24 protein-coding genes are annotated in these 24,305 nt (G+C 44.9%); 17 read left to right on the top strand and 7 right to left on the bottom strand.

Annotated elements, in window-relative coordinates; genetic code table 11:
• Positions 1 to 17: 17 nt before the first annotated feature.
• Positions 18 to 605: a UPF0149 family protein gene (locus Nant_RS14210; RefSeq protein WP_054342327.1), complete on the top strand. Its 588-nt coding sequence runs from the start codon at positions 18 to 20 to the stop codon at positions 603 to 605.
• Positions 606 to 676: 71 nt separating this feature from the next.
• On the opposite strand, the gene alr is transcribed toward Nant_RS14210, so the two are convergent.
• From alr to Nant_RS14225, 3 genes are all read right to left on the bottom strand, one after another.
• Entirely contained in the window at positions 677 to 1,753 is a 1,077-nt protein-coding gene (gene alr, locus Nant_RS14215) for an alanine racemase (protein ID WP_054342328.1), read from the bottom strand.
• A 34-nt stretch (positions 1,754 to 1,787) separates the two neighbouring features.
• Positions 1,788 to 2,174, bottom strand: a complete 387-nt coding sequence (locus tag Nant_RS14220) for a RidA family protein (protein WP_054342329.1) — start codon at positions 2,172 to 2,174, stop codon at positions 1,788 to 1,790.
• An 89-nt stretch (positions 2,175 to 2,263) separates the two neighbouring features.
• The gene (locus Nant_RS14225) at positions 2,264 to 3,517 is read right to left on the bottom strand and encodes a D-amino acid dehydrogenase (RefSeq protein WP_054342330.1); all 1,254 of its coding nucleotides are present in this window, start codon (positions 3,515 to 3,517) and stop codon (positions 2,264 to 2,266) included.
• 128 nt (positions 3,518 to 3,645) lie between these two features.
• Here Nant_RS14225 and Nant_RS14230 point away from each other — a divergent pair, with 128 nt between their 5' ends.
• On the top strand, positions 3,646 to 4,113 hold the full coding sequence (locus tag Nant_RS14230) for a winged helix-turn-helix transcriptional regulator (protein ID WP_054342331.1): 468 nt from the start codon (positions 3,646 to 3,648) through the stop codon (positions 4,111 to 4,113).
• An 89-nt stretch (positions 4,114 to 4,202) separates the two neighbouring features.
• On the opposite strand, the gene Nant_RS14235 is transcribed toward Nant_RS14230, so the two are convergent.
• The gene (locus Nant_RS14235) at positions 4,203 to 6,182 is read right to left on the bottom strand and encodes a methyl-accepting chemotaxis protein (RefSeq protein ID WP_054342332.1); all 1,980 of its coding nucleotides are present in this window, start codon (positions 6,180 to 6,182) and stop codon (positions 4,203 to 4,205) included.
• 284 nt (positions 6,183 to 6,466) lie between these two features.
• Between Nant_RS14235 and Nant_RS14240 the strand changes: the two genes are divergently transcribed.
• The 4 genes from Nant_RS14240 (at position 6,467) to folM (ending at position 10,046) form a co-directional block, all read left to right on the top strand.
• On the top strand, positions 6,467 to 7,441 hold the full coding sequence (locus Nant_RS14240; protein WP_054342333.1) for a YbgA family protein: 975 nt from the start codon (positions 6,467 to 6,469) through the stop codon (positions 7,439 to 7,441).
• The gene (locus tag Nant_RS14245; protein WP_054342334.1) at positions 7,438 to 8,877 is read left to right on the top strand and encodes a cryptochrome/photolyase family protein; all 1,440 of its coding nucleotides are present in this window, start codon (positions 7,438 to 7,440) and stop codon (positions 8,875 to 8,877) included. The genes Nant_RS14240 and Nant_RS14245 overlap by 4 nt, the downstream gene beginning before the upstream one ends.
• An 83-nt stretch (positions 8,878 to 8,960) precedes the next feature.
• Positions 8,961 to 9,326, top strand: a complete 366-nt coding sequence (gene folX / locus Nant_RS14250) for a dihydroneopterin triphosphate 2'-epimerase (protein ID WP_179078913.1) — start codon at positions 8,961 to 8,963, stop codon at positions 9,324 to 9,326.
• A 9-nt stretch (positions 9,327 to 9,335) separates the two neighbouring features.
• Positions 9,336 to 10,046, top strand: a complete 711-nt coding sequence (gene folM, locus Nant_RS14255; RefSeq protein WP_054342335.1) for a dihydromonapterin reductase — start codon at positions 9,336 to 9,338, stop codon at positions 10,044 to 10,046.
• A 38-nt stretch (positions 10,047 to 10,084) separates the two neighbouring features.
• Here folM and Nant_RS14260 read toward each other — a convergent pair whose 3' ends face one another.
• On the bottom strand, positions 10,085 to 10,687 hold the full coding sequence (locus tag Nant_RS14260; protein WP_054342336.1) for an MBL fold metallo-hydrolase: 603 nt from the start codon (positions 10,685 to 10,687) through the stop codon (positions 10,085 to 10,087).
• A 255-nt stretch (positions 10,688 to 10,942) separates the two neighbouring features.
• On the opposite strand from Nant_RS14260, the gene Nant_RS14265 reads away from it, so the two are divergent.
• The 3 genes from Nant_RS14265 to Nant_RS21470 all read left to right on the top strand — a co-directional run bounded on the left by Nant_RS14265 (position 10,943) and on the right by Nant_RS21470 (position 12,912).
• The gene (locus tag Nant_RS14265) at positions 10,943 to 11,668 is read left to right on the top strand and encodes a type 2 periplasmic-binding domain-containing protein (protein WP_054342337.1); all 726 of its coding nucleotides are present in this window, start codon (positions 10,943 to 10,945) and stop codon (positions 11,666 to 11,668) included.
• Between the two features lie 241 nt (positions 11,669 to 11,909).
• A complete protein-coding gene (locus Nant_RS14270) occupies positions 11,910 to 12,389 on the top strand; it encodes a hypothetical protein (RefSeq protein WP_143773504.1) in 480 nt (159 codons plus the stop codon).
• A gap of 109 nt (positions 12,390 to 12,498) precedes the next feature.
• Complete coding sequence (locus tag Nant_RS21470; protein WP_162224948.1) at positions 12,499 to 12,912, top strand: hypothetical protein; 414 nt, start codon at positions 12,499 to 12,501, stop codon at positions 12,910 to 12,912.
• Here Nant_RS21470 and Nant_RS21940 read toward each other — a convergent pair.
• Positions 12,813 to 13,205 (bottom strand): HAD-IC family P-type ATPase, encoded by a 393-nt coding sequence (locus tag Nant_RS21940; RefSeq protein WP_076495953.1) that lies wholly within the window; start codon positions 13,203 to 13,205, stop codon positions 12,813 to 12,815. The genes Nant_RS21470 and Nant_RS21940 overlap by 100 nt on opposite strands.
• The gene (locus Nant_RS14280) at positions 13,156 to 14,061 is read right to left on the bottom strand and encodes an HAD-IC family P-type ATPase (protein WP_082400294.1); all 906 of its coding nucleotides are present in this window, start codon (positions 14,059 to 14,061) and stop codon (positions 13,156 to 13,158) included. Before Nant_RS14280 ends, Nant_RS21940 begins: the two co-directional genes overlap by 50 nt.
• Positions 14,062 to 14,283: 222 nt before the next feature.
• On the opposite strand from Nant_RS14280, the gene Nant_RS14285 reads away from it, so the two are divergent.
• From Nant_RS14285 to Nant_RS14320, 8 genes are all read left to right on the top strand, one after another.
• Entirely contained in the window at positions 14,284 to 15,000 is a 717-nt protein-coding gene (locus tag Nant_RS14285; RefSeq protein WP_054342341.1) for a YebC/PmpR family DNA-binding transcriptional regulator, read from the top strand.
• 265 nt (positions 15,001 to 15,265) lie between these two features.
• A complete protein-coding gene (locus Nant_RS14290; protein ID WP_082400295.1) occupies positions 15,266 to 16,030 on the top strand; it encodes an ABC transporter ATP-binding protein in 765 nt (254 codons plus the stop codon).
• A 7-nt stretch (positions 16,031 to 16,037) separates the two neighbouring features.
• Entirely contained in the window at positions 16,038 to 18,401 is a 2,364-nt protein-coding gene (locus tag Nant_RS14295; RefSeq protein ID WP_054342342.1) for an ABC transporter permease, read from the top strand.
• Between the two features lie 4 nt (positions 18,402 to 18,405).
• A complete protein-coding gene (locus Nant_RS14300; protein ID WP_054342343.1) occupies positions 18,406 to 19,626 on the top strand; it encodes an efflux RND transporter periplasmic adaptor subunit in 1,221 nt (406 codons plus the stop codon).
• A gap of 32 nt (positions 19,627 to 19,658) precedes the next feature.
• Complete coding sequence (locus Nant_RS14305) at positions 19,659 to 20,873, top strand: L,D-transpeptidase family protein (protein ID WP_054342344.1); 1,215 nt, start codon at positions 19,659 to 19,661, stop codon at positions 20,871 to 20,873.
• 70 nt (positions 20,874 to 20,943) lie between these two features.
• Positions 20,944 to 21,504, top strand: coding sequence for a peptidoglycan L,D-endopeptidase MepK (gene mepK / locus Nant_RS14310; protein ID WP_054342436.1), 561 nt, complete (start codon positions 20,944 to 20,946; stop codon positions 21,502 to 21,504).
• A gap of 434 nt (positions 21,505 to 21,938) precedes the next feature.
• Positions 21,939 to 22,781 (top strand): phosphate/phosphite/phosphonate ABC transporter substrate-binding protein, encoded by an 843-nt coding sequence (locus Nant_RS14315; protein WP_054342345.1) that lies wholly within the window; start codon positions 21,939 to 21,941, stop codon positions 22,779 to 22,781.
• Positions 22,782 to 24,299, top strand: coding sequence for a diguanylate cyclase domain-containing protein (locus Nant_RS14320; RefSeq protein WP_054342346.1), 1,518 nt, complete (start codon positions 22,782 to 22,784; stop codon positions 24,297 to 24,299).
• Positions 24,300 to 24,305: the final 6 nt, after the last annotated feature.

Here is a 24,305-nt window from a genome sequence, read left to right on the forward strand (position 1 = left end):
TTTCAGGAATGCCAAACATGCAAAGTACATTAAATAGCGCACCGTTATCCGATGCCGAGCTAGATAGTCTCGAAACTTTTATTTTTTCAGACATTGTGTCACAAGATTCTCTCGATCTTATCGGGATTCACGGTTTTCTGTGCGCACTTAATATCAGCCCGCTTCCTGCTGCTGAAGAGGAATGGATGGATGTACTGTTCGATGGCAAGCCTAAATGGGAATCAACAGAGCAAGAAACTGAAATCACCACGTTGTTGAATCGCTGGAAAAACTCAATTGGCGGTGATCTGTATAATGACCGTGAACTTGAAATGCCTTGCGACCTGACGCTGGTCACTAAAAATGAAGAGTCCGAGCTGGAGATCTGGGCTCAAGCCTTTATGGAAGGCGTATTCATCAATGAAGATGAATGGTTCTCAGAAGGCACGGATAAAGAAGAAGTGGTGGCGGAACTAATGCTGCCAATTATGGTGATTTCAAATCTGTTTGATGAAAAAGAATTTATAGAGATCCGCAATAATCGCACAGTGACTGAGCAGATGGCGAATGAAATACCTGACATTCTGATTGATCTTTTCCTTCTTTATCATGCTCCGGAAAAATAAGCATAATAGTTTGATTGCCTGAACAAAAATTCCCCGACCCGATTTTCAGGCGACGGGGAATTTGTACAGCATCAGATATACTGTCTTGGCACCCTTTTCGTGACACCGGTAAATAGCGAGTAAGGAATAGTGCCGCAATGCCGCGCTACCTCGTTAATACTCAGCTGACTACCCCACAGCTCTACTGTTGCACCGATAGCCACGTCAGACAGCCCCGTCAAATCCACCGCACACATATCCATTGATACGCGCCCGATAATCTGTGCCCGCTGTCCGTTTACAAGGACCGGCGTGCCTGTGCCTGCATGACGGGTGTAACCATCACCGTAGCCAATGGCTACCGTGCCTACGCGGGTTTTTTTATCACATACATAGGACGCGGCATAACCAACAGCCTCGCCTGCTTCCAGGTCATGGATAGCGATCACTTCACTTTGCAGCGTCATAGAGGCCACTAATTGATCCGCATTGGGCTGATCCATTTCAAAAGGAGAGGCACCATAAAGCATTAAACCCGGGCGAATCCAGCCCCGATGTAACGCAGGCCACGCTAGCACAGCCGGTGAATTTGCGAAGCTATGTAACGCAGGAATCCCTTCAACAGTTTGATCAAATAGCTCAGTCTGTTGTTGTGTATGGGGCTTATCCAGCTCATCAGCACACGACAGATGACTCATCAGCACAATTTCTGACACCTGATTACAGGCATTCAGACGCTCAAATGCCTGTCGATATTCACAACTATCAAAGCCTAATCGATGCATACCTGAGTCCAGCTTAAGCCAGACATTAACCGGAGCCGACAGCTGAGCATTCTCCAGCATCGCTATTTGCTCTATACGATGAATAGCAGTCCAGAAATTATTGTCTGCAATAACGGATAGCTCATCCGGCGTAAAAAAACCTTCGAGTAGTAAAATGGGTTTTTTCACTCCCGCATCTCGCAATTCGATAGCTTCTTCGATACAGGCAACACCGAAGGCAATCGCATCAGCCTCCAACGCCAGAGCAACGCGAACAGCACCATGGCCATAGGCATCAGCCTTAATCACTGCCAGCGCATTTGCACCCGGCGCTAATGACTTCGCCAAACGATAGTTTTGACGAATTGCCGATAAATCAATAATTGCCCGCGTTGCTCGCCCCATAGATATCCCCTTTATATAATCAGTTAAGTCAGTCTTACTCAGGCGTAACCATAATAGCTTCAACTTCAATGTCAGCATCTTTAGGCAAGGCTTTAACAGCATAAGCCGCACGTGCCGGGTATGGCTCAGAAAAATAACGCATCATGATTTCATTAACCTCAGCAAAGTACTTCAGATCAGAAAGAAGAATGGTTAGTTTTACTATATCAGCCATTGAACCACCGGCTGCTTCGGTCACTGCTTTCATATTTTCAAATACACGTACAGCCTGCGCTTCAAATGACTCTGTCACCATTTCCATGGTTTCAGGGTTTAGCGGAATCTGTCCTGACATATAGACCGTATTACCCACTTTTACGGCCTGAGAATAAGGACCAATAGCGGCAGGCGCCAAAGGCGTTGAAATGATGCTGCGATTCATAATAAGTTCTCTTTAAAAATAATGTGATGTCGTTTACTTAACTTTCATTTACTCAACAATGCATACCCATAATAAATCAGCCGATTTATTTACGCATATCTTTCTATATTAAGGCCTGACGGGTCAATATCCGGCTGTCGCCCACAAATAATATCCGTCACGAAACGGGCAGAACCGACAGCCATTGTCCAGCCAAGCGTACCATGCCCCGTATTCAGATAAAGGCTGGGATACTTAGTCGCACCCAGCACCGGCGTGCCGTCCGGCGTCATCGGCCGTAAGCCGGTCCAGAATTCAGCTTTGGACAAGTCTCCGCCGCCTGAGAATAGATCACTTACCACAAAATCCACATTGTTTCGGCGCTTATCTTTCAGGCTTAAATCATACCCCGTCAACTCAGCAGTACCACCGACACGAATACGATCATCAAAACGAGTTACCCCAATCTTATAAGTCTCATCCATTACAGTCGACACAGGTGCCCTACTTTCATCAATGATAGGCAGCGTTAACGAATAACCTTTAACGGGATAAACCGGTATTTTAATACCGACTTTACTTAATAGCAGAGGACTGTAACTACCCAAAGCAACCACATAACGATCAGCCTTAATAATCTGCGACTCTAGCTGTACACCCTGAATATCGCCCTGATTTTCAATCAATCCTTTAATTGTGGTGTTATACATGAACGTAACACCCAGCTTTTCGCACTCTTTCGCCAAGCCCTGAGTAAATTTAAAACAATCACCGGTTCCGTCGCCAGGTAAGCGTAAGCCGCCAATAATTTTCTCTTTTACATGAGCTAAAGCAGGCTCTCTGTCGATACAACCCTGACGATCCAGCACTTCATAATTAACGCCACACTCTTTCAGGATCGCAACATCTGCTTTTGAGGACGCGACCTGCTTATCTGTTCGGAATACCTGTAATGTGCCTCCGAAACGCTGATCATAATTGAGCACTACGTCATTATTCAGCTCAACCATACTATCGCGACTGTATTCAGCAATACGCAACATGCGCGACTTATTAACCCTATAAGCAGCTTCGTTGCAGTTACCTAGCATTTTAGCCATCCATTTAAACAATACGGGATCAAGCGCTGGCTGAATCCGTAAAGGGGCAAGGTCTTGCATCATCCACTTAACGGCTTTCAGGGGGACACCCGGCGCAGACCACGGAGAGGAATAACCAGGAGAAAGCTGACCCGCATTAGCGTAACTGGTTTCAAGAGCCGCCGCAGGCTGACGATCAACTACCGTGACCTCATGGCCCAATTTCGCTAAATAGTAAGCATTTGTAACACCGATAACACCACTACCCAATACCAATATTTTCATTATTATCCTTAAAGTTGACACAAGATATGTGCCTAGAATAATTCAAATTAACAATGAAATTTTGTTGTTTTATGCGTAAATAATAGTTACTTTAACTAGATAACTTAAAATAAACAGAATTTTATAAAATGAAAAAACTCGATCGGATAGATAGAAACATTCTAGCAACATTACAAAAAGATGGCCGTATGTCATATACCGACCTGGCTGATAAAGTCGGACTATCGACAACGCCCTGTATCGAACGAGTGAAACGACTTGAAAAGGATGGTTTTATTCAAGGATATCACGCCAGACTGAACCCGGAAGCGCTAGGTTACAATATGCTGGTTTTTGTTGAAATCTCTCTCTCTTACCAGTCACCTGATGCATTTGAACGATTTAACTTAGCGGTTAATCAACTATCTTACATTATGGAGTGCCACTTAGTCTCCGGCGACTCCGATTACCTGCTAAAAGCCCGCATAAAAGACATGTCGGAATACCGAGCATTATTGGGCGATATGCTACTGACCTTACCGGGTGTAAAGAATTCAAAAAGCTACATCGTAATGGAAGAAGTAAAAGAAAGCTTCAGCATTCCGGTACAGGCTTAGCTGCTTAATACACCAAGAGGCATTGTCAGTTTTCAGGTAGATAGCCTCTTATATTAGATGCTATCTACCTACGTCTATTACATCAAACGCTAGACTTTAAACCCATGTACTAACTCTTTCAGTTGATGCGCCATGCCAGCTAACTCCTGAGCTGAATTGGCTATTTGTCCCGCGGCTGTTGCAACTTCATCCGAGTGATCATCAATCACAGCCAGATTCTGGCTCACATCCTGAATCACGGCAGCCTGCTCTTCAGATGCAGTCGCTATCTGGCTGGACATATCCATAATACCGGTAACCGCTTGTACAATCGATTCCAATGAATTCTCTACATTATGCGTGCGATCTACTGTTTCACGCATTTTCACATGATTATCTTCCACCAGAGTGAAAGCCAGCTCTACTTCATTCTGTAAATCCTGAATGATCTCGGCAATCTCAGCCGTTGATTTTTGAGTACGGTGCGCCAACGTCCTAACCTCATCAGCCACCACCGCAAACCCTCTCCCTTGCTCACCTGCACGCGCCGCTTCAATAGCCGCATTCAACGCCAGCAAACCAGTCTGGTCTGAGACATGGTGAATAACTTCAACGACATTAGAAATATTGGTACTGCTGGAATGTAGTTTGTTAATTAACTGACTTAACTGACTTACATCGTCCGCCAACTTATTCACAGAATCTACTGACGACTGAACTACCTCATGCCCTTCGTTAGCAATCTGGCTTGCATTATTGGCTTGCTCTGCCGTCCTCCCGGTATTACCTGCGACTTCCTGAACAGCCGCAGACAACTCCTCCACGGCGGCGGCAACTTGTGTCGTACGCTCGCGCTGCATTTGTAATTTTTGAACACTGTGGCCCACGACATCCGTTGTCTCATCTGCGATGTTAACCAGCGTGTTACAGCTATCTGCTAACTGTCGGATAGCACCTGAAAAGTTTTCGAGTGTTTCATTCAGGCCTTCAGCAACCTGACCCAATTCATCATGGCTATATACCTCGACCCGTGATGTTAAATCGTGTTCGCTTCGAACTTTTCTCATTACCGTGGATAATGACGAAACCTGTCGGTTCAACCCCCTGATAATATTAAGCGCGATCAGCGACACCACAAGAAAAGAGACAACCAGTAAAGCTACATAGATTAACAGTGCCATTTGAGATTTTTCTTGTTCTCTTTCCGCCTCGGCAATAACATCTGCGGCCAGTGTGTCTTCAAGTTTTTTGAGTAGATTAATACGCTTAGTTGCTTCACCAAACCACTGTTTGGATTCGACATTAAACCCACCGCTTGACGCTTTATCAGACGCAATCGATCTAAAGCGCTCAACTTCCTCAACAACAGCAGATCCGGACAATTCATTAAATAAAGCTAAGTGTTTATCAGAAGCCAGCGTCTTAAAAATACGACTGTAGGTATTTTGTTCCGTGACTAAGGTAATAAATTTTTCATATAACCCTGGGGCAAATTTATCGCCAGCAAAGGTGTTACTGAGCACGGCACGCTCAATACCAGCCCGCTCTTTGGCTTGTAAAAAAGTGTAATAAGCTAAAGAGGCTCGCGTCAGATTTACATTCTGGCTCAAATTAGCCGTCGTAGCACCCGCGGACAGCAATCTTGTATTCAGGCCGGTGTAATAGCCTAATGCTTCGCTAAGCGGAATCTGTAAAGCATCAACACGCGCTCTTACTGAGTTCACGCTACCTAATTGCTGCTTCACATCACGAGCTAATGCATTAAGTATTTTATTTTCAAGCACATTCTGATTAACAAAATTTTCCCATTGCTGTTGAACCTTCTGAGTCGAGCGTCTCTGCTGATTCAGCACATCAGAAAACTGCTGTCCTTTAGACCCAAGAAAACCTGCCGTTGCTCCCCGCTCCTTCTGAAGCTCATGAACCAATGCACTATTCACCGTAACTAATTCAGTATAAATGGCTAATTCACGGCTTTCTCCGCTGACCGAATAACTATTCACCACTTGTGCAACCAACATAACCGTACTGATAAACACGGGCAGTGCTATCAACAGCAGCAACTTATAGGTAAAGCTAAGATTTTTCATGAAACAACTACCTTGATAATAAATTCAACCTGTTAAGTTCTAATAGTATGGAAATATGCGTTACACATGCTGTGATTGTATTTCATTTGAATAAAAAAAATGTATGTAAACTTAACAAAATGAACGCTGTAAAAGCTATACCTCCAAATATCCATCTATACTTAAGAGGTAAACATGAACAGTAATCATCATTAGAATACCGGTAAAGCACGTCTGATCTTATGATCCAAGACCATTATTTACCCGTATAATATTTATAAAAGCTAAATAGCAGGTATACCCACATGTCACATCATCCCAGCAAACCTACTGCATTGACTATTCACATTGGCATCAGCGCCTGCCTGCTGGGTGAAGAGGTTCGTTATAACGGTGGACATAGTAACTCAAAACTCTGCTCGAATGAGTTTAGTCAGTATTTTGAATACCGGCGCTTTTGCCCGGAAGTCGCCGCAGGATTTAGTATACCCAGACCAACCATGCGCTTAATTGGCGACCCGAATAAACCTCAGTTACGCTTTTCTAACAACCCGGATGAGGATTTAACTGATCAATTAATCTCTGGCTTCGAGCACCAACTGGAAAATTGTGATGACCTCGACGGTTATATACTGATGAAAAATTCGCCAAGCTGTGGCATGGAGCGAATTAAAATTTATCAGGAAAATGGTCACCCGCATATGCAAAGAGGCCGTGGGCTTTTTGCACAGGCATTAATGTCGAAATATCCGCTACTACCGGTAGAGGAAGACGGTCGCCTTAACGATGCGCCGTTACGCGAGAATTTTGTGATGCGAGTGTATGCGCACGCCAACTTTCGACATGAAGTGATGGAACAGCCCAGCTACCACAACTTGCTCCAGTTCCACAGCAGCTATAAATACATGCTGATGGCGCACAGCCAACGTGATTACCGTGAACTCGGCCAGCTATTAGCGGTTTCAAACAAATTACCACTGGATGAATTAATCCCCCGTTATAAAGCATGTTTTATGCAGGCTATCAGCGAACCCGCGAAAAGAGGAAATCATTGCAACACCATGCAGCACATTCTGGGCTACCTGAAAAAAACGGTTTCCAATGACGAGCGACGTGGGGTGCAAAATGTTATTTCTCAATATCATCGGGAAGAGGTTAATCTGGCGACACCAATGGCATTGTTAAATCATTATATACAACGGACCGGCAGCGATTACATTCGCGCGCAACGCTACTTTGAACCCTATCCAGCGGCCTTAGGATTGAGAAATCAGGTATGAGTACAGCTATTGTTTGGTTTCGTCAGGATCTTAGGTTATCAGACAACCCTGCACTCTTGGCAGCATGTAAGGCGGGTCATGTACTACCTGTTTACATTCTGGATGATGTAAATACAAACGCACGGACAAGAGGTGAAGCCAGCCAGTGGTGGTTGCACCACTCTTTGGTATCGCTTCAACAGTCACTAGACGGCCGGTTAAACTTCTATCGCGGCGACCCCTTAACGATATTAAACCAGCTCATCAAAGAAACGTCAGCCAGTAGCGTTTACTGGAATCGCTGCTATGAGCCTTGGACTACTTCCCGAGATTCAGAGATAAAACAGGCACTTAAATCTTCAGGCATTAGCGTATCCAGTTTTAATGCTTCTTTATTGTGGGAGCCGTGGAGCGTCCTTAAAAAAGACGAAACCCCTTATAAAGTATTTACGCCGTATTACCGAAAAGGCTGCCTGCAGCGTACGCCCCCACGAGAACCGTTACCGCTACCTGAGACAATGAATATTGTTGAAAAACTCACGTCATCAGCCAATCTTACTGATCTTAATTTATTACCCACTATTCCCTGGGATAAAGAGATGCAGACGTGCTGGATAATAGGTGAAGCCGCTGCAAAACAGCGACTGGGAGAATTTTTATCCCATGGACTCGTCGATTATAAAGAGGGAAGAAACTATCCCGGCAATGACCCTGACAACGCCAATGTGTCACGCTTGTCTCCTCACCTGCATTTTGGAGAAATATCTCCGAATACCGTCTGGTACAGCAGCGCCGCCGCCGGTTCTGCGCAGGGTTGCGAAGAAGATCTGGATTGCTTTATGAGCGAATTGGGGTGGCGAGAATTTTCCTACTACCAACTGTATCATTCGCCGGAACTTCCATGGAAAAACAGCAAAGCTAAATTCGATCGATTTCCCTGGAAAACAATGGCGGATACGCAGCTTAAACAATGGCAACAAGGGATGACGGGCTTCCCTATTGTTGATGCAGGTATGCGTGAATTATGGCAAACAGGCTACATGCACAACCGTGTCCGTATGGTTGTCGGTTCTTTTTTAGTAAAAAACTTACTGATTGACTGGCGCTTAGGCGCAGAGTGGTTTCTCGATTGCCTGGTGGATGCCGACCCCGCCAGTAACAGCGCTGGCTGGCAATGGGTCGCGGGCTGCGGAGCGGATGCATCACCCTACTTCAGAATTTTCAATCCGGTATTACAAGGACAAAAATTTGATTCCAAAGGGGCCTATATTCGTCGTTATATACCTGAACTCGCAGAGCTACCCAATAAATACATCCATTGTCCCTGGGAAGCCCCGCAAATGACATTAGACATGGCAGGCGTCACTCTTGGTACAGACTATCCAGCACCGATGGTCGACTTAAAAGCATCACGCACCCGTGCGCTAGACGCCCTGAAATCAATAAAAAGCGAATAAATAATGAGACGCCGTGTGATTAATATTTTCAGCAGCGCCATAAAAATCACAGCAACAGTGCAAAGAGAGCATAGGACTACGTCATGAATATCAGTGATGCGATCATTCGAATTACCAATTTAAGACTTCGCACTTATATTGGATTCAATCAGGAAGAAATGGAAAAACAGCAGGATGTTATCATCAATATAAAGATTCATTATCCCGCAGAAAAAGCATATCAAACAGATAACGTAGAAGATGCTCTCAACTATAAAGTAATCACCAAGCAGGTTATCCAACACGTGGAAGAGGGCCGTTTCCTGCTACTGGAAAAACTAGTGGCGGATGTACTCGATATTTGCACCCAGCATAAATGGGTGACTTACGCTTCTGTGACCGTCGATAAGCCACACGCTTTGCGCTTTGCTGACTCCGTTTCACTGACGCTGGAAAAATACTGCGATTAAGGGATTTATATGAGCGCGCCTATTCTTATTACCGGTGTTGGAAAACGCATTGGTTATGCATTAGCAAAACACCTGTTAAACGCTGGTCAACCGGTGATTGGCACCTACCGGACTGAGCATGATTCGATAACTGAACTACGTCTACTGGGTGCAGAATTACATTATTGCGACTTCTACGATGATGACCAGATAGCCACGCTTATCAGCACCATTAACGACAACCACTCAAGCCTTCGCGCTATTATTCATAATGCATCCGATTGGCTACCCGACAACAACGCACTTGCGCCCGCCACAACTCTTGCGCGCATGATGCAGGTCCATGTGAATACCCCATACCAGATCAACCTGGCGCTGGCGGACTTACTCGAAGCCAATGAGACCGAGTTCAGCGACATCATCCATTTTACCGATTACGTGGCAGAGAAAGGCAGTAAAAAGCATATCGCTTATGCGGCTAGCAAAGCAGCGCTCACTAATATGACACTGTCATTTTCTGCTTTGCTCGCACCTAAAGTGAAAGTAAACGCGATTGCACCCGCCATGATTATGTTTAACCCGGACGATGATGAGGATTATCGTTCAAAAGCACTAAAAAAATCACTCATGCAAAGCGAACCGGGTACGCTGGAGATTATTGAGACGGTCAACTACCTATTAAAAAGCCGTTATGTCACCGGCAGAACACTGCATGTAGATGGCGGACGTCACCTCAAATAATAAGGCCGAATAATAGGGGTTGTTCTGACTGCGTTATCTCAAGGTAACGCATCTACCAGCTCAGCCAGCACAACTGACCCCTCTCTGAAAACGGGCCAACCATCACCGGTTAACACGGCATTTATCCCCTTAATCGCCGCTAATTGCCTAACCGATGCAATCGCTTTGCTCTTATCCTTTAATTTTCCGTCTGGAAGAATACACAGCTTTCCACCCGCATGCGCCCGAATAAGATCGCCGGTTATCAGCGTATCGCCTTCTACAACAAAGGCTAATTCCCCTGCTGTTTTAGAGCCGTCAAGCGGGTACACATCCAAACCTTCTAAGATATTTTCAGACGCGCCTAACCACTGCGAACACTCAATAGGAAAGCTGTCTTTTTCCTCTGCGGGCCCCCAAATTCTTGCACCCGTCTCAGCCGCCAACGCCACTGCATTCCGGACATGGTCGGAATTAGAAATCAGAATATGGCTCACCTGACCTAATGAAAGCAGATGCTTTTTGTCATGTTCCGTGAGAGGCAGAGGATCGAAAACGATAGCGCCCTGCTCCCGCACCCAAACATAGCTATGAAAATCAATATTGCGGTCTTCATCAAAAACACTCCAGCAATACAGGTTAGGCTTATGTAGCAATTTCATTATTTATCTCCAGAACTGCGGGCTTATGCCAACAAAAGGTTACCCTTGCACCATACACGATCTGTTATTTTCTAGTAATCAGCGGCGCACAATCTTATGAATTTCCATCACCCATAATACCGTCAGCGCAACCGCTAACAACTCCAGCCAATGCGGAAGCGAAACGGGGTGAATACCTAACACATTTTAATACTTTAGTTTTCTTTTCTTTATGATGGAGGGGGCCATTCCGATAATTAATGTGGAGGAATTGTAATGTTATATAAATTTTCTATTTTTTTGTTGGCCATTATTAATGTTGAGGTTGCAAATGGGGACGTAGCACAAAATATTGGTTTTAATTCAAAAACAAAAGTACTTATTATAACATACAATATTAATAATGTATTAAGCTCTGAGAATGATGAATTTATATACAATGGTTTGGTTCAAAAGTTGATTAGTACGGCCAAGCAGCAAGATATAGAAGTTACAAAGATATTCTATCCGACAAAGAGGGCCATTCGGATTTTTATTTCCTCAGGCATCAATGTCTGCATTTTTCCAGTGTCTCAAAAAATGCTTTTAATATACGAGAAAAAAAGAAAAGTATTATTTGTTTCTAGGTCAGTTGTTTCTGTCGATTTAAATATTATCTCAAGAAAACCGATTCCAATTGCTAGAAGTATGGAAGATTTAAAAGGTCAAAATATCGGACTACTTAATCAGTTTTCATTTGTTCAAACTAAATTAAATACCGCTTCAAGTATATATTTTTATAATAGGGAAGACCAAGGTATTAAAATGTTAGCGTCTGGAAGGATCGATTACCTAGTAGGAAACGGAGAGGATCTAGTTATAGGTAATGGTATAGTGGATGGGAACAGTTTATATTTTGATCCAAAGTTCAAAATTTCTAAAATTGAAGATTTTTTAATTTGTCATGAAGGGGTAGGTAGTAAAATTGTTGTAGACCTTTTTAGTACAATTATTGGCCCTTAGGTCGATTTTTGTTAAGACGAGAGTAATGCGCAAACCAAAACACAAAAGAGTTTGTTATTAACCTAAATAAAATACACACTCTGTTTTTTTATCATTTAAAAGCCCATGTCATGGATAATCATTCAAAGATTGATTCTCAAAAAAAAATAGAGTAAATTTTAGAAAAACTTTTTTTACAAGGAATTATATGAAAGTAGTTAGGTATATTGTATGTGTTTTTTTTATTTTTGGAGTTTCTATTATGAATAGTAATGGAGAACCCTCTGTGGGGATTAAGCTTATCGATTTTGATAAAGAGATTAAAGTTGATATGGTGATTGATTACAAGAAAATCCCTAATATTGAATCTTATGGGTTTTCTTTTGAGCTCACCGAAGTTCATATTGATAAAAACATTATTACCGTCAAAGCTAAGACTAAGAATACAAGTACTTCTGATAAATTAATTTATTCATATGCTTACCCAGCTAATAGTTCTCCGATGGTGCTAAGTATTGATATTCCAAGAAAGGCAACCCTTCCACCTCTTCCGGCCCAGCTACCTCCTGGAGTAGTTAAGTGGAAAATCCCAGCAATGTGTGAGGTTTTGTTTACGGCAAAACTCAATCTTGATGATTATGAGTATATTGGAGCCCCAGCAGTCAGCCTGACCGCAAACCTGGGCCTAAAACAAAAATATAACACCTATGCAACAAAGATCCTGGCGCTTCCAAAACGCTAAATTGTTGGCCATTAGCTTTATTAAAAACCATGTAAACTTTTCTAAAAAAACCAATTGAGTGAGTATTTCTGAGATAACAGTTCATCTTATAAATATGTTGGAGTCAGTCTTGTTTAAGTCTTTTTTTATAGTATTCATGCTCATATTCTCACCTTTAAGTTTTGGCTCAGATACAAGTTGTATGAGTGAAGAGTGTACCCAAGAAGTGGCCGACTTTATCGCTGGTAAGGTTTTTGAAAAAGCAGATGATGGTCAAGTCGATATTAACTTTTCTTTAATGAATGATAATACCTATGGTGTATTTGAACTCATGAGCGGTAGGAAGTTAGGAGATGACTTCGGGGATACCCATGGCGTATTAATTGAAATTGCTCGTACTAATTCAAGGGGTGTTAACTATAAAATTGTCTACTTTTCAAAAATTTATAGTGAGAGAGATTCTCCTAAATACACTACTGACGAGTGGGGAAGCACCTCGTCAACTGCGCCTGCTCTTCTGTCGACGGTACGCCGTGAGGCGTGAGGCGTAACAATACTGCCTTGCGGAATAACACTCTGACCGCCCACCTCCCATCTATCACCATCAGGAAAAGCAATACAACGCACAGAGAGCTGATTGACAGTTAAGGTACCTGTCTTGTCCGTTGCTATAATGGTACAGGAGCCCAACGCCTCGACCGCGAGCAACCTGCGTACAATCACGTTGCGCTGCGCTATTCGCCTCATGCCAATAGCTAATGCAACCGTGAGTGCTACCGGTAATCCTTCAGGGATAACTGATACGGCAAGCGCGACCGCCAATAAAAAACATATCACTAAAGGGTGTGCCTCGAATAACCGCGACGACGATCAGCAGCGCCGCCGCCAGGCCCACAAAAATCGCCACATGGAGAGTAAACCGATCCATCCGGACTTGCAGAGGAGCTTTTGGTGGCTGCTTATACAGAACATCCGCCGCAATTTTACCCAGCTCGGTAGTAAGCCCTGTGCTGACAACAACGCCCTGAGCACGTCCACGGCTGACGATGGTGCCGGTAAACAGCATATTAATGCGGTCGCCTAACGCGGGATTGGCATCTAAGACAGCCATATGATCTTTCAATACCGCTAGCGACTCACCGGTAAGAAGAGATTCATCTACTTCAGCATCATGAGAAACCAGCAAACGCAGATCAGCCGGAATCTTATCTCCCGTTTCCAGCAAGACAATATCGCCAGGCACTAATGTCTCGGCATTTATCTCTTCATTGTTTCCATCACGTAATACGCGACAGCGCTTACTCACCATGCTTTGTAAAGCGGCGGCGGCACGCTGGGCAGAGCTTTCCTGCATCGTCCCAATAACTGCATTAATAATAAGCACCGCTGAGATAAAGCCCGCATCGGACCATTCTTGAATCATGACGGATAACAGCACGGCGGCTAACAACACATAAATCAGCGGACTACCAAACTGATGTAAAAAAACCGTACTGACTCCCGGCATTTTGGCCTGAAGAAAAACATTGCATCCATATTGCTTAATACGCGCGCAAACTTCGTCCCGGGCCAGCCCTGAACGTGAGCTGTCAAGCGCATTAAGTACGACATCGCCGGAGAATGCATGAGGCGACAAAAGAGGCTTAGATTCATGAGGGAGCGGCATACCAATAATCCTTATTCTGACTGACATACTCAATCCAGAAAACCAATCATATATCTATATCTTTTACTGAAAACATATCACCCTCTACTCCCCCTGCAACCTACTCAAAAGCTAGTCAAAACTTCCAATTGAGATTTTTCCAGGTCGCCCAACCATCACACGATCCCATCTTTCGCATCATTCACAGTTCCCTATGCAATTACTTATCTGTAATATTTGCGTCTTTAACACTTCGAATGAGATAGCGTTATGGGCAGAGCCTACCAAAACCGCAAAGAATCCATGGCCAAAACGTCGGATAACAAAGCCAAGGTCTACAGTAAATACGCCCGCGAAATTTATGTATGCGCCAAAGCCAGCGGTCTTGACCCTGACAGCAATCTGACCTTACGTGGCATTATTGAACGCGCCAAAAAAGACCAGGTACCCAGCCATGTAATTGAAAAGGCGATCGAAAAAGCAAAAGGTGGTGGCGGTGAAGATTTTGCGTCTGCTCGCTATGAAGGTTATGGGCCAGGTAACTGTATGGTGATTATTGATTGCCTGACCGACAATCCTAATCGTACTTTTGGTGATGTGCGCAACTGCTTCACCAAGACTAAAACTAAAATTGGCACATCTGGCAGCGTTAGCCATATGTTTGACCACTGTACGATTTTAGTCTTTAAAGGCGATGATGAAGAAGCGGCACTTGAAGCATTGATGACGGCCGATGTTGATGTTTCTGATATCGAAAACGAAGACGGTACTATCAGCGTATTTGCACCACATACCGACTACTTCAAAGCCAAAAATGCATTAACAGATGTCTTTGGTGAGATTGATTTTGACGTAGCTGAGATTCAGTTCGTACCACAAAACACGGCACCGATTAGCGAAGAAGATATGCCCATGTTTGAGAAATTCTTACATATGCTGAATGAATTGGATGATGTGCAGAACATCTATCACAATGTAGAACTGTAATTGTTTGGCCCATGCTCAGCAAAACTGAGTATGGGTAAATATCTGTACCTTTATTGGGTGACCTCCTCTTATTTACTGATTATGACTTCTTACCAGCCGCTTTCTATCAGCAGGCATACTCTACTAACCTCCCCGATCTATCAGGCCTTAGCATTTTTTGATTAAGATTTAAGCAACTTTAAGGACTATTGATGATGCGTATCAAAAGCCTCTTTCTGCCGCCATGCTTATACTGACTGGACGCAGTATTTAAGGGAGCGACAGTATGCATCACCCTCTACATCAGAACGTTTCAAACCTTGATGCGCCACTCCAAGCCAAAGACCATATCAGTGTGTTTCATGTGAAGGGGGTCACTAAGGTATATCAAATGGGGGAAGTTCAGGTCCATGCACTACGCGGGATCGATCTGGATCTTTACCAAGGTGAATTTGCAGTATTGCTGGGGGCATCCGGCAGCGGAAAGTCGACGCTTTTAAACATCCTCGGCGGGCTGGACGCTCCCACCACAGGAGATGTTTTTTATGGACAACGTAATTTAACCCGCGCCACTGAAAGCGAGCTAACCGATTACCGACGCTACCATGTTGGTTTTGTTTTCCAATTTTATAATTTAATACCCAGCCTGACAGCACGCGAAAATGTCGCGGTTGTGACCGAAATTTCACGCGCACCGATAAAGCCGGAAGAGGCATTGCAGCTGGTGGGGCTGGGTGACCGGCTAGACCACTTCCCTGCGCAGCTTTCCGGAGGAGAACAACAACGCGTTGCCATTGCCCGCGCCATCGCAAAACAGCCCGATGTATTGCTATGTGATGAACCTACCGGCGCACTCGACTCCCAAACGGGCATTGTTGTTCTGGAAGCGCTGCAACGCGTCAATCAGGAACTGGGAACCACCACCGCTGTAATTACACATAATGCCGGTATTGCTCAGATGGCCAACCGTGTCATCCACTTAACCGACGGACTTATCAGCCAGATACAGGTTAATAAACACCGCTTAGCGCCGCATGAACTGACATGGTGACGCAAAGATGAAAGCACTCGACAAAAAACTATGGCGCGAACTGTGGGGCATGCGTATGCAAGCACTCGCTATTGCCATGGTGATTGTCGGCGGCGTGAGCATCTTCATCATGTCATTAAGTACAGTGGACTCTTTATTTGAAACCCGTGAAGCCTATTATCGTAACAACCACTTTGCCAACCTGTTTGCATCACTAAAACGGGCCCCGCTCTCACTGACAAAGCGGATCGAGGAAATACCCGGCGTTGAAAGAGTTGATCACCGTGTGATTGCTTACGTCAATATTGATGTTGCCGGTTTTGATGATCCGGTCAGTGCTCACCTGATATCTTTGCCCGATAGTAGCTCGGGGCTATTAAATCAGATCTATTTGCGCTCGGGTCGCTTGCTTGAGCATGATAGCGACAACGAAATACTGCTCAGTGAAGAGTTTGCCCGTGCTCATAAACTTCACTCTGGTTCAAAGTTAAGCGCCACTATTAATGGCCGGCGCAAATCACTGACTGTTGTAGGGCATGCACTGTCACCGGAGTATATTTATCAGATTGCTCCCGGCGCCATGTTTCCTGATTTTATGCGCTACGGTATTGTATGGATGGCACGTAAACCGCTCGCCAGCGCATATGATATGGAAGGCGCTTTTAATAACGTCACACTTACCTTGAGCAAAGGCAGTAACCAACAGGATGTTATCGACCAGCTTGATGAGCTGCTAAAGCCTTACGGTGGGACTGGTGCATTTGGGCGCAAAGATCAGCTATCGCATCGATTTTTGTCCGAAGAGCTCAAACAACAAAAAACTATCGCCACCGTATTTCCTATCATCTTTTTTGGTGTTGCCGCTTTTATTTTGAATGTAGTCACCAGTCGTTTAATCAGCCTTGAACGCGAACAAATCGCCGTTCTCAAGGCTTTTGGCTACAGTAATTTTGCCGTAGGCTGGCATTATGGCAAGCTAGTGTTGATGATCGTCAGCATCGGCGTTATCGCAGGCATCGGCATTGGTACCTGGATGGGTAAAGGAATGAGCAACATCTATATGGAGTTCTACAGCCTGCCCTTTATGATTTATGTGCTCAAACCACAGGTGGTTATTGCCGCCGCACTTATCAGCATCACCGTTGCCATTCTGGGTACATTATATGCGCTGCGCACTGCGGCTGTATTACCACCCGCTCAAGGGATGCGACCTGAGCCACCCGCTATCTATCGCCCTATTTTGATCGAACGTTTAGGACTGCAAGATTGGTTTTCACAGCCAACCCGCATGATTATCCGCCATATTGAACGCCGCCCGCTTAAGTCATTTTTAACCACATTAGGCATCAGCATGGCCTGTGGCACCATGATGGTTGGCGGCTTTCAGGAAGGCGCTATCAATCACATGGTGGAGGTGCAATTTGGCATGAGCCAGCGCAGCGACCTAACGGCTATTTATACGGAGCCGACCTCACAGAGATCACTCTATTCGTTACGCAACTTACAAGGCGTAGAACAGGTAGAAGGCTTTAGAGCCGTACCCGCCAAGCTCATGTTTGAACACCGATTTTATCGCACCAGCGTACAGGGGATTCAGCCAAACGGTGATCTCTTACGCCTCTTAGATACCCGTTTAGCGCCAATAGACCTGCCTGAACAAGGGGTTATTATTACCGATTATCTGGCCGAACTACTGCATATCAAACCTGGCGACATGCTCAGCATTCAGGTGCTCGAAGGTAACCGCCCAACCGTACAAGTACTCGTGGCCGGCACCGCCAAAGAATATATGGGGGTGAATGTTTATATGCAACGGGAAGCCCTGAACCGCCTTTTGAAAGAGGGAAATGCGGTCTCGGGCGCATGGTTGAAGGTCGATCCCTATTATCAAAAAGACGTGTATGTCGCACTCAAGAACATGCCCCGTATCGCCGGCGTTATCGAACAACGATCAGCCATTAAATCTTTCTATGACACCATGGCCGAGACCATCTTATTTTTTACTTTTATATCGACATTACTCGGTTCAAGCATTGCCTTTGGCGTAATCTACAACAGCATGCGTATTGCCTTATCTGAACGTAACCGTGAGCTCGCCAGCTTACGAGTATTAGGTTTTCGGCGCAGTGAAGTTGCCTATATTCTTCTCGGTGAACTGGGACTATTAACCCTGCTCGCCATCCCACTCGGATTACTCATCGGTTATGGGTTATGTGCTTATCTGGCCTTTCAGTTCGACAGCGATCTGTACCGCATTCCATTGGTACTTGATCGAGATGTATTTGCCTTCGCCGCATTGGTGGTGATTGTGTCCGCGTTAATTTCTGCCGTCATGATATGGCGTAATTTGGCGCATCTGGATATGGTCGCTGTATTGAAGAGTAAGGAGTAAGTTGATGCGTCCTCTGTTACGAGAGCACCCTTTAATAGTACTGATCGCTATTCTGCTAAGCGGCTTGATCATATGGGGCTTCTGGCCACAATCGGTACGGGTGGAAGTGGTCCCGGCGAGCTACGCTCCCCTGACCATCACCATTGAAGAGGAAGGGCGTACCCGGGTTGTTGACCGCTATGTTATCGCAGCACCGGTTAATGGCGTAACCTGCCGGCAGCAGCTTAAAGTCGGCGATAGCGTTACACAGGGACAAGTCCTCTTAGGCATTACGCCTCTCGAATCTCAGGTTCTGGATCCGCGTAGCCGCGCAGAGGCAGAAGCACGCTTAGCCTCTGCGGAATCGGCCTTACACGCCGCTCAGGAACAGGCCCGGGCTGCTGCAGCCACCGCACAACTCGCCATTACTGAACGCAACCGCTTGCGACCACTGGCCGATAAAAATCTTATTTCCCGCGAAATAATGGACAAAGCCAGCACGGCAGTCCAAACCACGGCGGCGGCAAAACGCTCGGCTGATTTCACAGTAGAAGTAGCAAAATATGATCGCGAAGCCGCCCGCACAACATTGCAATACTCGGCATCAAACCAAAATGAATCGCTCAACACCGCAGGGGATACAAACGAAGAAAGAGTTCTGGTGCGCTCCCCTATCAACGGCAAAATTCTTAAGATTGCTCGCCAGTGTGAAGGGCCCGTTGCAACAGGCGAGCCTTTATTGGAAATAGGTGATCCAAGCGCCTTAGAAATTGAAGTCGATGTACTGTCAGCCGACGCCGTTCGCATTGCGCCAGGAATGAAAGTTACATTTGATCGCTGGGGAGGCGAACAGCCTCTCACTGGCATTGTCCGTATCATTGAACCAATCGGTTCAACTAAAATCTCAGCACTGGGTGTTGAAGAACAGCGTGTACTGATTATTTCAGATTTCACTTCACCTAAGGCGCTATGGCAACGCCTCGGCGACGGTTATCGTGTGGAAGCCAGTTTTATCATCTGGCATCAGGAAGAGGTTTTACAGATTCCAAACAGCAGCCTGTTTCGTTATCAGAATGGCTGGGCGCTGTTTGTAGCAGAAAATGGCACGGCCAGGCGGCGCAAAATAACGATCGGCCAACGGAACGGATTAATAGCTCAGGTACTCGAAGGTATTGAAGCAGGCGAAAACATCATCAATCATCCTAGTGATGTTATTAACGACGGAACACGCGTAAGATTAAAATAGATACCCACGGATCCGGGCAGAGGGAAATAGCTATGTTACAAAGAGCATTCTTATCACTCATGCTGTCACTCTGGTTTACAATTTTGCCCGGTGCTGCACACGCCTCCTCCTTTATCGGTCTATCCGATGCGATACACTTTTATGAATCCATCGAAGACTCTGGCCAATGGACGACGATTCCCGCAGGGCCATCATTGCGCATCACTGATACCCACCCGCACGTTCCGCTGCTACGCAAACAGCTCCTGCTACTGGGCGACCTGCAACCAGAACTGCAACCAACGGCTCTGGAAAACCCCGAGCAATTTGACTCAGCCCTTCATCAGGCGCTCTTAAAGTTCCAACAACGCAATGGCATCGAAATGGACGGTGTACTTGGACCCCAAACCCGACGCTTACTCAACATAACACCCCGCGATAGAATTCAGCAGCTGGCCATAAACACCGCACGCCAACAGGCATTTGGCACACCGGCCGTGCAACATTATATTCAGGTAAACATTCCAGAATTCAAACTCCGCTTGTATGAACAGGGCCAGGTTATTCTGGACATGAAAACCATTATCGGACGAACAAGTCGCCAAACGCCCGTATTTGATACCGACATCAATACCCTCGTCGTGAATCCCTCATGGAACGTACCCAGAAGCATTGCGTTTAAAGATATTTTACCCAAATGGAAAAAGGACAATAACTACCTTAGCAAACACAACCTGCAGATCCGTTCTGGCTGGGGACCCAACAGCGACATTATTCCGGCCGAACTCGTGGATCCATCCAGCATGTATCAAGGCGCTGAATACCTGCGCTTATTTGAGCCACCTAGTCAAAAGAACACGCTGGGACAGATCAAATTCATTTCGAAAAATCGCGACTCAATCTACCTGCATGACACGCCCGCTAAAAATCTGTTCAATCGAACACAACGCGCCTTCAGCTCAGGCTGTGTTCGTTTAGAAAAAGCGCAGGATCTTGCTCATGCCTTATTGGTGTTGACTAACCGCCCAGAATATCAACAACTAGACAAGATGATAGAGACAGATGAAACACGCAACATCCAGTTTCCGGAACCAGTACCGCTGTATGTCACCTACTGGACTGCATGGCTGGATGAAAAAGGAACGCTGAACTTTCGGGACGATCTGTATAAGCGTGACAAGAGTGATTTTGCAGAATTAAAAAGCTCAGAAAATCAAATAAATACGGCCGCTCAAGCACTCTATGAGCAAAAACAACTGGTCGAATAATATACAGAAGCACTAATATTAGGCATAATTGCAGACTTTATCATTTATTAAAGGTCTGATGAAAAGTAAAATGCCAAATAAACATCAACAATCTCGCCGATCTTTTTTACGTCACATGGGCAGCCTTACCGCCGGCTTAGCCGTTTCTTCAACGGCTCTAGGCAACATCAAACCCGCCGCATTTGACAAAACATTAATGTTCAAAAACCTACATACAGGCGAAGCGCTCAGTACCACATTCTATGCCGCTGGTGATTACATAACAGAAAGCCTGGATAATATTAATTATCTGTTACGTGACCACCGCAATAATCAGGTCAGTGCTATAGACCCAGACCTTCTGACGCTGCTGTATAATCTAAAAAAAGCACTACGCACAACCAACCCATTCCATGTTATTTCCGGTTACCGCTCACCGGAAACCAACGCAATGCTAAGCCAACGCAGTAATAAAGTCGCTAAAAAAAGCCTGCACATGCAGGGTAAAGCGATTGATATTCGCTTGCCAGGAATTGACATAAAACATCTCCAGCGCGCCGCATTAGCATTACAAGGCGGCGGAGTTGGCCTCTACACACGCAGTGATTTTGTGCATCTGGATGTAGGCAGAGTAAGACAGTGGGGCTCATAATAAACACCGCCCTCCTTCGGGGCATTTAGTGAAACATTCACTGCCGGAACAGCTATAACGTCAGAGAGGGTGCTTTACACATTAAAGACCATACCGTCATATCCTCCGAATCAACGCGGGTAACTTACGATAACAACGCGCGTACTCGAGTTGATAAACAATTAAGCCTACAAGCACATCTGGCCTTGCCGGATATAAAGCGAGCAGTTACCTCCCCCCCAAAAAAATATCTACATACAATCGTTGGTAATACCGGGGTGGGGTGATACTTTTTATTTTACACGCTCCCCTTTTTTCAACGATTTAAACGATTATGTAAAATTGTACTATCCTTCCTTAATTACCTGTTTAATAGTGCTATCGCTTCGCTAACGAGGAACTGTGCAGACTGGACTCAGAATACATCATATTAATATTCGTTAAGTAGGTAATATATGAGATTGCTAATAATACTAATATTTTGGACATTGAGTGCTGCCAGCACAGCAATTTATGCGGCACAGTCTGATGCAGATAAAGTCTATACCGTAGGTGTTGTGCCACAGTTTGAGGTGCGCAAGATTCACACTATTTGGCGCCCGACACTCGATCTTCTTGAAGAAAAAACAGGGTATAGATTTATTCTCCGTGGTTCTGCATCTATACCAGAATTTGAGCAGGAGTTTATCGAGGGCAAGTTTGATTTTGCCTATATGAATCCCTATCACCTGGTGATTGCTAATGAGCACGCGGGTTATATTCCATTGGTACGAGATCACGGCCACAAGCTTCATGGTGTGCTAGTGGTGAAAAAAGACAGCGGCATCACAGATCCGTCACAACTCAAAGGGAAAACGCTGGCTTTTCCCTCACCTAATGCCCTTGGAGCATCGCTTCAGATGCGTCAAGAACTGCACGACAATTTTGGCATCAACTTCACATCTAATTTTGTCAAAACACATGATTCGGTCTACTTAAATGTTTTACTGAACGAAGCGGATGCCGGAGGCGGAGTACAGAAAACACTTAATAGTCAAAAGGATCAATATAAAGAGATGTTGCGCGTGATTTATAAGACAACAGGGGTTGAGCCACACCCTTTTGCCGCCTTACCTGAAGTACCTGTTGAGGTGAGAAACCGTGTTCGTGATGCTCTATTGGAGATAGGTCAATCAAAAGAAGGACGAAAACTGCTGGCTGAAATTCCTATAAATAGTATTGGACCCGCTAGAATGGATGATTATTTACCGCTCAAACTATTGAACTTGAACCGTTTCTACGTGGAACCTCATCAATAAATGAGCATTAATCTCAAACTCGCTCTGCCGCCCTTATTAGGGTTGGTACTGATCATACTGCTACTCCAGATTTATTGGCAACCAATGCAGTTAGAAAAGGCGAAGAGTACGTTCGAAAAACATACCCATGCATTACTTCTTTTAGGTGAAGCGGGGATAATACAAAACCTGCTGGAACGTGATCTTGGTGCACTGTTTGCTGGCATCGAGCATCTGGAGAACTCTGATCAAACCCGTTGGAAAAACATTACGCTTTATAACGATAACGGAAAGCAACTCTACCCTATCTTTAAGCGTAATCCAGAAAAAATAATAAATAACAACGCATTAATACTTATTACACATCCTCTGAATATACAAGGAACCCCACTTGGTCGTCTTGAATTCGATGCCGACTGGGGGCGTGAAAAACTAGACGTTATTGAGAATATTAACGACGTTAGAAATATGGTCATATTACTGGTGGTCCTTAGCCTGCTGATTAGCACCTTCAGTCAGTATCGGATTATATACAGGCCACTAAAAAGACTAGGGATAGGCGCTCATAAAATAGCCCAAGGAAACTTTAACGTAAAGCTACCGGCTACCGCTAAAGATGAAATTGGAGAGCTCACAGATTCGTTCTGTCTTATGATGGAAGAACTGGCATTTCAAAAAAAATCGCTTGATGAGCATGCCATTGTCAGCGCTACAGACCGTCACGGTGTTATCACGTACGTCAATAATAAGTTTCTTGATATTAGTGGCTATACCCGCGAAGACCTGATTGGAAAAACGCACCGGGTTATTACCTCAAACACCCATGAAGCCGCGTTTTATCGAAATATGTGGGAGACGATAACGCGTGGAGATACCTGGCATGGAGCAATGTGTGACATGAAGAAAACAGGCGAAAATTTCTGGGCCAGTTCAACTATTATCCCCTTTCTGAATGCACAAGGTGTAGCCGAGCGTTACATGTGTATACGAACAGATATAACGGATCAAAAACTCGCGGAACAACAACTCAGATATATGGCTAACCACGATAGTCTTACAGGCCTGCCAACACGCAGGCTATGCAAGGAAAATCTTTCGACGGCCATAGCAATAGCGCGTCGCGAGAAAAATAAAGTCGCCATTTTATTTATTGATCTGGACGGTTTCAAAGCGATAAACGATACGTTAGGTCATGAAGCGGGAGATCTTTTGCTGATGAGTGTCGCTGAAAGACTTGCACTCTCACTACGTGAAGCTGATACGGTAGCTCGCATCGGTGGCGACGAGTTTCTAATTATACTAAATGATATCAATTACCCTCAAAATACAACACGGGTTGCACAAACGATAATTAATAGCCTGGCTCAACCATTTACGCTTAACAACAATATTGCTTGTATAAGTGCGAGCATCGGTATCGCACTTTATCCTGACCACGAACAAGAACCCGAAGCATTGATTAAACGAGCAGATGAGGTGATGTATGCCATCAAATTACAAGGAAAGAATAATTATGCTTTCCCTGAAGATTTGAAATAAGTGCGG

The organism is Neptunomonas antarctica, assembly GCF_001305295.1.
Taxonomy (GTDB): domain Bacteria; phylum Pseudomonadota; class Gammaproteobacteria; order Pseudomonadales; family Balneatricaceae; genus Neptunomonas; species Neptunomonas antarctica.

Coding starts and splice junctions, on each gene's coding strand:
- Nant_RS14210 (WP_054342327.1), top strand. CDS start 18: ATGCAAAGTACATTAAATAGCGCACCGTTATCCGATGCCGAGCTAGAT.
- alr (WP_054342328.1), bottom strand. CDS start 1,753: ATGGGGCGAGCAACGCGGGCAATTATTGATTTATCGGCAATTCGTCAA.
- Nant_RS14220 (WP_054342329.1), bottom strand. CDS start 2,174: ATGAATCGCAGCATCATTTCAACGCCTTTGGCGCCTGCCGCTATTGGT.
- Nant_RS14225 (WP_054342330.1), bottom strand. CDS start 3,517: ATGAAAATATTGGTATTGGGTAGTGGTGTTATCGGTGTTACAAATGCT.
- Nant_RS14230 (WP_054342331.1), top strand. CDS start 3,646: ATGAAAAAACTCGATCGGATAGATAGAAACATTCTAGCAACATTACAA.
- Nant_RS14235 (WP_054342332.1), bottom strand. CDS start 6,182: ATGAAAAATCTTAGCTTTACCTATAAGTTGCTGCTGTTGATAGCACTG.
- Nant_RS14240 (WP_054342333.1), top strand. CDS start 6,467: ATGTCACATCATCCCAGCAAACCTACTGCATTGACTATTCACATTGGC.
- Nant_RS14245 (WP_054342334.1), top strand. CDS start 7,438: ATGAGTACAGCTATTGTTTGGTTTCGTCAGGATCTTAGGTTATCAGAC.
- folX (WP_179078913.1), top strand. CDS start 8,961: ATGAATATCAGTGATGCGATCATTCGAATTACCAATTTAAGACTTCGC.
- folM (WP_054342335.1), top strand. CDS start 9,336: ATGAGCGCGCCTATTCTTATTACCGGTGTTGGAAAACGCATTGGTTAT.
- Nant_RS14260 (WP_054342336.1), bottom strand. CDS start 10,687: ATGAAATTGCTACATAAGCCTAACCTGTATTGCTGGAGTGTTTTTGAT.
- Nant_RS14265 (WP_054342337.1), top strand. CDS start 10,943: ATGTTATATAAATTTTCTATTTTTTTGTTGGCCATTATTAATGTTGAG.
- Nant_RS14270 (WP_143773504.1), top strand. CDS start 11,910: ATGAATAGTAATGGAGAACCCTCTGTGGGGATTAAGCTTATCGATTTT.
- Nant_RS14280 (WP_082400294.1), bottom strand. CDS start 14,061: ATGTCAGTCAGAATAAGGATTATTGGTATGCCGCTCCCTCATGAATCT.
- Nant_RS14285 (WP_054342341.1), top strand. CDS start 14,284: ATGGGCAGAGCCTACCAAAACCGCAAAGAATCCATGGCCAAAACGTCG.
- Nant_RS14290 (WP_082400295.1), top strand. CDS start 15,266: ATGCATCACCCTCTACATCAGAACGTTTCAAACCTTGATGCGCCACTC.
- Nant_RS14295 (WP_054342342.1), top strand. CDS start 16,038: ATGAAAGCACTCGACAAAAAACTATGGCGCGAACTGTGGGGCATGCGT.
- Nant_RS14300 (WP_054342343.1), top strand. CDS start 18,406: ATGCGTCCTCTGTTACGAGAGCACCCTTTAATAGTACTGATCGCTATT.
- Nant_RS14305 (WP_054342344.1), top strand. CDS start 19,659: ATGTTACAAAGAGCATTCTTATCACTCATGCTGTCACTCTGGTTTACA.
- mepK (WP_054342436.1), top strand. CDS start 20,944: ATGCCAAATAAACATCAACAATCTCGCCGATCTTTTTTACGTCACATG.
- Nant_RS14315 (WP_054342345.1), top strand. CDS start 21,939: ATGAGATTGCTAATAATACTAATATTTTGGACATTGAGTGCTGCCAGC.
- Nant_RS14320 (WP_054342346.1), top strand. CDS start 22,782: ATGAGCATTAATCTCAAACTCGCTCTGCCGCCCTTATTAGGGTTGGTA.